Source organism: Halomonas sp. McD50-4 (genome assembly GCF_022348135.1).
Lineage (GTDB): Bacteria > Pseudomonadota > Gammaproteobacteria > Pseudomonadales > Halomonadaceae > Vreelandella > Vreelandella piezotolerans.
The window spans coordinates 309,065-316,144 of sequence record NZ_JAKRFG010000003.1 but is presented as its reverse complement, the minus strand read 5'-3'; the positions used below and the strand labels follow the sequence as shown (position 1 = coordinate 316,144).

General features: G+C 58.9%; 6 protein-coding genes and 1 pseudogene. 2 read left to right on the top strand and 5 right to left on the bottom strand.

What is annotated here, in order from left to right; all coding sequences use genetic code 11:
- Window positions 1–128 precede the first annotated feature (128 nt).
- A pseudogene (locus MHM85_RS05980) lies at window positions 129–500 on the top strand (SPFH/Band 7/PHB domain protein); the annotation flags it as partial.
- A 39-nt stretch (window positions 501–539) separates the two neighbouring features.
- Here MHM85_RS05980 and MHM85_RS05975 read toward each other — a convergent pair.
- From MHM85_RS05975 to MHM85_RS05965, 3 genes are all read right to left on the bottom strand, one after another.
- On the bottom strand, window positions 540–1,868 hold the full coding sequence (locus MHM85_RS05975) for a DUF2252 family protein (RefSeq protein WP_219861428.1): 1,329 nt from the start codon (window positions 1,866–1,868) through the stop codon (window positions 540–542).
- A 64-nt stretch (window positions 1,869–1,932) separates the two neighbouring features.
- A complete protein-coding gene (locus tag MHM85_RS05970; RefSeq protein WP_239285370.1) occupies window positions 1,933–3,423 on the bottom strand; it encodes a sodium:solute symporter family protein in 1,491 nt (496 codons plus the stop codon).
- Window positions 3,416–3,643 (bottom strand): hypothetical protein, encoded by a 228-nt coding sequence (locus MHM85_RS05965; RefSeq protein ID WP_044629281.1) that lies wholly within the window; start codon window positions 3,641–3,643, stop codon window positions 3,416–3,418. Before MHM85_RS05965 ends, MHM85_RS05970 begins: the two co-directional genes overlap by 8 nt.
- A gap of 46 nt (window positions 3,644–3,689) precedes the next feature.
- Between MHM85_RS05965 and MHM85_RS05960 the strand changes: the two genes are divergently transcribed.
- Window positions 3,690–4,925: a glycosyltransferase gene (locus MHM85_RS05960; RefSeq protein WP_219861433.1), complete on the top strand. Its 1,236-nt coding sequence runs from the start codon at window positions 3,690–3,692 to the stop codon at window positions 4,923–4,925.
- 12 nt (window positions 4,926–4,937) lie between these two features.
- On the opposite strand, the gene MHM85_RS05955 is transcribed toward MHM85_RS05960, so the two are convergent.
- Both MHM85_RS05955 and MHM85_RS05950 read right to left on the bottom strand, forming a co-directional pair.
- Window positions 4,938–5,966: a methionine synthase gene (locus tag MHM85_RS05955; protein ID WP_139526620.1), complete on the bottom strand. Its 1,029-nt coding sequence runs from the start codon at window positions 5,964–5,966 to the stop codon at window positions 4,938–4,940.
- Between the two features lie 25 nt (window positions 5,967–5,991).
- A complete protein-coding gene (locus MHM85_RS05950) occupies window positions 5,992–6,969 on the bottom strand; it encodes a DUF1852 domain-containing protein (RefSeq protein WP_219861436.1) in 978 nt (325 codons plus the stop codon).
- Window positions 6,970–7,080: the final 111 nt, after the last annotated feature.

Here is a 7,080-nt window from a genome sequence, read left to right as displayed (position 1 = left end):
CGGCGGGAGCAGCTTCTTGAGGATGGCTTCCCGGCGCTCGTCGGAGTACTTCATCGGAACCTCGTCACGCCCCACATCGTTCAGAGTCTAACAGCCGCTGACACTCCAACTAGCTTGACAGTGGGGGCATGGCCCAAGGCCAGCGTGAATCCGCCATCTTGAATGCCCAGGGCGATAAAGAGTCTGCCATTCTGCGCGCCCAGGGTGAGCAGGAGTCCATCAAGCTGGTGCTGAGCGCTATTGGCGATAGCGAAGAGAACAAGCGCACGGTGGTAGGTTACCTGCTTGGCCAAAGCTATATCAAAGTGTTGCCCACCATGGCGAAAGACGGCGAGCGCGTGTTCGTGCCGTATGAGTCTTCGGCTCTGCTGGGCTCCATGGGCATGTTCCGTGAAATGGCAGGCTCCCCAGAAGACACCGTGTCTCATCATTTAAAAAGCCGCTCCGGTCAGGAAAGCGGCTTGAGAAGTGGCATCGTCGGTGGTGCCAGTAGCAGCTAACGAGTTACGTATTAAGCCACTGGCACGGCACTACTCAACCTATGATGCCGTGTCGTTGGCTTGAAAATGCTCCATGAACACTTGGTAGTCTTGAGTAACACAGTCGGCATAGGCCTTAGCAAGCGTTGCGACCACGCCAATAAACTGCTCCTCACGCCCTTCTAATCGCTGGCATACCGCGTTGGCAAACGGTACGGCTTTGCCTCGGTTAAGCGCCTGCGCGCCGCGCAGGTGTTCCCGGGCCAGAATCTCACCCCACTGCCGTGCCAGCTTGCGGTAGGCTTTACCGCCAGAAAGCTTATGGGTGGGATAGTCTTTTTTGAACGGTGATCGCTCGCGTACCGAAAACACCTTGCCGTTCATGGTCAACCAGCCAAGGTAGGCATCCGGGTGTTCGGCAATGGCATGGAACGCCGCGGCATGGCGAATGCCTTCATTGGGAAATAGCTTGCGCCACGCCTGCTGCTGCGCTTTGTCCATCAGGCGGTAGGCTTCTGGCGTGACCTGCTCTTTGATGTCTAGGATCACATCGTCGTGCTCGTGATCTGCCCCGCCTTCGATCAGCACGTAGTATCGCTCGACGCCCAGCGACCCGGTGCCGGCATCCAAACGCCGTGCGGTGTCTTTGACGAAGAAGTGCTGCGGGTCGCTCTCCTTGATGGGGTGCTGCAGCGTTTGCTGGTACTCCTGCTCGATGATGCGGCGTAGCTGGCTTGCTACATCGGCAGGCAGATTGGCGAGCTTGCCGGGGCGCTCGGCAAAGTGACGTCCTTTGTCGGGGTCAAGAGTCGTCCACTTCTCCAGCATGCGCGCCCGGCTTTGTTTATCGGCTACTTTACCCATAAAGGATTTGAGCGGGTCTTTCGCGCTGTCGAGCGTTACCGCATAAATCGGCCGCTCTTCATCACGGTACGCACTCAGCGTCTCTATGTAGCCTTCCAGCAATTTTTTGAGCGCTTTATCCACCGCTTTGGAGCTTAACTCAGCGTTCTCACAGGCATCCAACACGAGACTGATAGCCAGCCGCCACACGTCGTACTGATAATCCCCAATGAGCGCATCATCGAAGTCATCCATGCCGTAGCGTACTTGGTCATCGTGATGGCCGTAAGCGCCAAAGTTGTAGGCATGGGCATCGCCTTGTAGCCACGTTTGGGTATTGGGCCAGCCGCCGAACAGCGCGAAGCGCCAGTCGTGCCAAACATCCTGCCAATACAGATGGTTGGAACCGCGAAAGAAACGATAAGGAGAGGCTGCCATTTTGGCGTATTTCGCCTGCCGATGCGCCGCGCTCAGCGACGCATTCGCCTGTTGAATGGCCTCGATGACCTGTTGAGGGCGGTTATGTCCAGTCAATGCATGGCTCATTGCAGTGCCTTTATCAGTGCATTAAAACGCTCTGAGATAAGCGTAGACGATGGACGTTAAGAGATTAAGACACCCGTCTGCCCAAACGCGTCAGTCCGCGAGGGGCTGAAATGCGAAAGAAACGCTCGACGACCTTCTCACACGTTGCAGGCGTCACCAGCGACACCAGCACGAACAGCGGCAAATTGACCATGAGCCCCCAAAAACCGGCATGAATGCCGAGCGGGTGTCGCCATAGCGTGGTGAATGCCACCGTCACAACGAAACCGCCCAGAATGCCCGCCATGACGCCCAACCTAGAGGCGCGAGGCCAAAAGAACATACCAATGAACGCAGGCAACACCTGCGACGCAAAACCAAGCCCTACCAGCAGAATCATTACTAGGCTACCCGGCTCGGCAATCGCCAACGGCGCAATCAGCAAGAACATGATGGGTAGAATCAAAAGCCGCGCCAACTGGGCGGTGACACCCTCCGAGAGCTTCAAAAGCGGCTGCAGCACGTCTTTGCTCACCGAGAGAGAAACCGAGTGAATGAATGGCTCGCTGGAGGACATGGAGGCTGCCAGGGTGCCCGCGCCCAGCAGCCCCACCAGCACCACGGGCAAGTGCTGCGTGGCGTATTCCAGCACCACGATATCTGCCCGCGCGAGCTCCGGCAGAGAGAAAATACCGATGAACCCCACCACCACCATGGGCAGAATCACCACGTAATAGGTAGGCAGCCACGTTGCGCTACGACGCAGGGTACGTGCGGAGGAGGCGCTCATCCACTGCGTCCAGACAGGGGGCATGAATGAGAACATCGAGACGATAATCGATGTGGTCCAGAAGCTAACACTCATATCGCCACCTGCGCCGGGTAGGGTCAAAAACTCAGGGTGCTCGGCGGCGATGCGTTCGAACACCCTGGCAACACTCAGCCCGCCGGTGGCGCTGTGTACGGCCCACAGGCCTACCGCCCAGGCCACCGCCAGCATCAGCACACCCTGGAACGCGTTAGTGCGGCCTATCGCCCGCTGCCCGCTGGCGTAGAGATACACGGCTATACAAGTCAGCACCAACAGCACGCCTAGCCAAACGGGTATCAACCCGCCGCTCATCACAAACAGGATATAAGCGGAACCAATGGTTTGTAGCACTGCGTAGGCCACCGAGCCCACCGCCATCACCAGCGCGGAGAGCGCCCCTAGCGCAGGGCTTTGATAACGGTCGGCAATGGCGCTTGCTTGGGTCACATGGCCAAACTGCTCGCCGAACTGCCATACCTTCGGCCCGAAGTACCACGCCACCAGCGCTAAATAGGCCAAATAAACCGCCACATAAAATACCGCCACGCCCTTGGAGTAGGCCCAGCCCGGTGCGCCCATGAAGGTGTAAGCACTCACACTGCCCGCCGCGATCAGTAAGTAGAGGGTCACTGGCCCCATACTGCGCCCAGCCACGCCCCACTCTTCTAGCGTATTCATAGAGCGCCCCGCCCGTGCGCGAAGGCCGATCAACATGGCGGTGGCCACGTATAACAGCGTGATCACTAACGGCCAGGCACTATTCATGGTCGTCTCGCTCTACAATGCGATTGCCCACCAGCATGACCGCTACGCAGGAGAGGATGATCACATAGCTCCACACCACCATCAGCGGCAGCCCCATTACCAGCGTGGCCCGATTGACCAGGCCGATCACCGGCCATGTGCCTGCTAGCACCAGCATCACAAAGGCAATGAAAAGCCCCCAGCCCGCCCAGGACGTGGGCAGCACAAAAATACGTCGCATGTCATATCCATCATGATGAAAAGAAGTCGACACCACCACGGCTGTCATGGCGGTGTCATGGCGCATTGCCATACTGGCGGCCACCCTAGCCGTTAAGTCGTTCATGATGAAGATTTTAATGCTTTCCGACGTCTATTTCCCGCGGGTGAACGGCGTGTCGACGTCGATCGAAAGCTTTCGGGGGGCGCTGGAACGCCAGGGACATCAGGTGAACCTCATTTGCCCTCGCTACACCGACCACGACGAGGCGGGGCCTCAGATTTGGCGCATCGACTCGCGCGGGGTGCTCGGCGACCCGGAAGACCGCATGATGCGCTACCGCGCCATCATGGCGCTGGCGACGAGACTGCAAGCCAACGAATTTGACCTAATTCATATCCACACGCCCTTCGTAGCCCACTACGCGGGCGTGGCACTGAGCAAACGGCTTGGGATCCCTGTGATCGGCACCTACCACACGCTGTTCGAAGAGTATTTGCACCACTACGTGCCGTGGCTACCCCGCCGCTGCCTGCGTTTTGCCGCTAGGCGCTTTTCGGTACACCAGTGCCAGCAACTCGCGACCGTCGTGGCGCCGTCATCGGCCATGGCTGCCGCACTGAATGCCTATGGCGTTCGTACGTCCGTCGCCACCATCGCCACGGGTTTATCGCTTACCCGCTTTACCACGCAAACCGTGGGCGCCCACTTTCGTGAGCGCCACGGCCTTCCGAAGCACGGTCGACTACTGCTCTTCGTGGGGCGTGCGGCACACGAGAAGAACATCGATTTTTTGATCGATATGCTGCCAGAAGTGCATCGGCACCACCCAGAGACCCACTTGGCGGTCGTGGGCGAGGGCCCTGCCTTGGCATCGCTCAAGCAGCAGGCCGAATACGCGGGGCTTTTAAATTCCGTTCACTTCCTAGGCTACCTGCCACGCGATGGCGCGCTACAGGACGCCTATCGCGCGGCCGACGTCTTCGTGTTTGCCTCGCGTACCGAAACTCAAGGCTTGGTGTTACTGGAAGCTTTGGCGCTGGGCACCCCCGTCGTCTCGACCGCCATCATGGGCACCCAGGATGTTCTACAGCAGGACGAGGGCTGCCTAATTGCCGAAGAACACCGTAGCCACTTCGCCGAACAGATCAACCGGCTGCTCGACGATGACGCCCTTCGCACACGCCTCGCCCAGCGAGGCCGCATCTACGCCCAGCGCTGGAACGAGGATACCCAAGCGGAAATGCTAGTCAGCCTGTATCACTCTCTGTGTCCCAATGCATGGGGGTCATCACCCGCCTAATGGCCAAGCCGACTATCGAGAAATCTCCTGCCGCACGATCGCTGCGCCAGCGCTCAGCGCCTGCAGCTTACCCTGGGCGACTTCACGAGGCAGGGGCGTCATACCGCAGTTGGTGCAGGGGTAGAGCTTGTCGGCATCGACGAACTGCAGCGCCTTGCGCAGCGTGTCGGCGACCTCTTCCGGCGTCTCGATGGCGTGGGTAGCCACGTCGATGGCCCCGACCATCACCTTCTTGCCGCGAATCAGCTCGATCAGCTCCATCGGCACGTGGGAGTTCTGGCACTCCAGCGAAACGATGTCGATGTTCGACGCCTGCAGCTTGGGGAAGATCTCTTCGTACTGGCGCCACTCCGACCCGAGGGTCTTCTTCCAATCGGTGTTGGCCTTGATGCCGTAGCCGTAGCAGATATGCACGGCGGTCTCGCACTCGACCCCTTCGATAGCTTTCTCCAGGGCGGCGATGCCCCAGTCGTTCACCTCATCGAAGAAGACGTTGAAGGCGGGCTCATCGAACTGAATGATGTCCACGCCCGCTGCCGCCAGGTCACGGGCTTCCTGGTTGAGGATCTTGGCGAACTCCCAGGCAAGCTTTTCGCGGCTCTTGTAGTGGCCATCATAGAGCGTATCGACCATGGTCATGGGCCCGGGGAGCGCCCACTTGATCGGCTGGTCGGTCTGCTGGCGCAGGAACTTGGCATCCTCGACGAAGACCGGCTTCTCACGCGCCACGGGGCCAACCACCGAAGGCACGCTGGCGTCGTAGCGGTCGCGGATCTTGACGATCTCGCGCTGTTCGAAATCGACGCCGTTCAAGTGCTCGATGAAGGTGGTAACGAAGTGCTGGCGAGTCTGCTCACCGTCGCTGACGATGTCGATACCCGCCAAGCGCTGATCGTGCAGCGATACCCGCAGTGCATCCTGCTTGCCTTGGGTCAGCTCCTCGCCCTGCAGCTTCCAGTCCGACCAGAGTTTTTCGGGCTCGGCCAGCCAAGCGGGCTTGGGCAGGCTTCCGGCCGTCGATGTGGGCAGCAATGTCTTCATAACAATATCCTTGGTAAACAGTGAATCAAAGGGCGACATCGGCCGACCAGCGCTCGAGCACGTGACGAAAAGGTTCGATGAAATAGCGCTCGGCAAACTTGCCCTGCTCGACGGCTAACTGGCTACGCTCTTCGCGGTCGTACTCGATACGGGTCAACGAGTAGTCCTGATGGGTCAGATGCGGCTGATAGACCTTACCTGCCGCCGAGTTAGCGTTGTAAATTTCTGGACGATAGATCTTCTGGAACGTCTCCATGGTGCTGATGGCGCTGATCAGTTCGAGATCGCTGTAATCGGCCAGCAGATCGCCGGAAAAGTAGAACGCCAGCGGTGCCACGCTATGGGGCGGCATGAAGTAACGCACCTGCAGGCCCATCTTGGCGAAATAGAAATCCGTAAGTGACGATGTGTCGTTCACGTATTCGACGCCCAGCACCGGGTGGCGATTTTCCGTCTGGCGATACACCTTGTTGCTGGAAACGCTGAGACAGATCACCGGCGCCTTGCTGGCAACGGATCGATACGCCTCGGAGTCGACGAAACGCTTGAACAGCTTGCCGTGAAGATCGCCAAACCCCTCCGGAATACCAAATTCCGACCGCTCCTTGTTGTGCTCCGAGAGCCACACGCTGAAGTCGTAGTCGCGGACGTAGGAGGAGAAGTTGTTCCCCGTCATGCCCTCGATGCGTTTGTCGAGATGCCGATCGATGATGGTCGTCTTCAACATCTCGATCGCCGGGAAGGTAGTGCCTTCAGCCGCCACGCTCAGCTCACCGGTAATGATCTCCAGCTCAACGGCGTAGCGGTCTGCCTTGGGGTTATCCCAATGGGCCAGGGTATTGAAGCGATTGCCGATCATGGTCAGCGCGTTACGCAGGTTTTCCTGGCAGCGCTCCCCCCTGGCGAGGTTAGCGAAGTTGGTCGTGGTACGCGTGCTCTCGGCAGGACGGTAGTGTTCGTCGAACCGGACGCTCTTGATGTCGAAGGTAAAGTCGTAGCTCATCGCGAACAGGCACCCTGTTGGTCGAGATTGGCGACGGCGCTGCCAGTGAACGTTCAGCTCCCGTCGAAACGAATGCGCCCTTTATGCCAGACCACACAGATGAATGAAAAG

What these genes read in the sequence shown, in the direction of transcription:
- MHM85_RS05970 (WP_239285370.1), bottom strand. Translation starts at nt 3,423, where the DNA reads ATGAATAGTGCCTGGCCGTTAGTGATCACGCTGTTATACGTGGCCACC.
- MHM85_RS05950 (WP_219861436.1), bottom strand. Translation starts at nt 6,969, where the DNA reads ATGAGCTACGACTTTACCTTCGACATCAAGAGCGTCCGGTTCGACGAA.
- MHM85_RS05975 (WP_219861428.1), bottom strand. Translation starts at nt 1,868, where the DNA reads ATGAGCCATGCATTGACTGGACATAACCGCCCTCAACAGGTCATCGAG.
- MHM85_RS05965 (WP_044629281.1), bottom strand. Translation starts at nt 3,643, where the DNA reads ATGCGACGTATTTTTGTGCTGCCCACGTCCTGGGCGGGCTGGGGGCTT.
- MHM85_RS05960 (WP_219861433.1), top strand. Translation starts at nt 3,690, where the DNA reads ATGGCGGTGTCATGGCGCATTGCCATACTGGCGGCCACCCTAGCCGTT.
- MHM85_RS05955 (WP_139526620.1), bottom strand. Translation starts at nt 5,966, where the DNA reads ATGAAGACATTGCTGCCCACATCGACGGCCGGAAGCCTGCCCAAGCCC.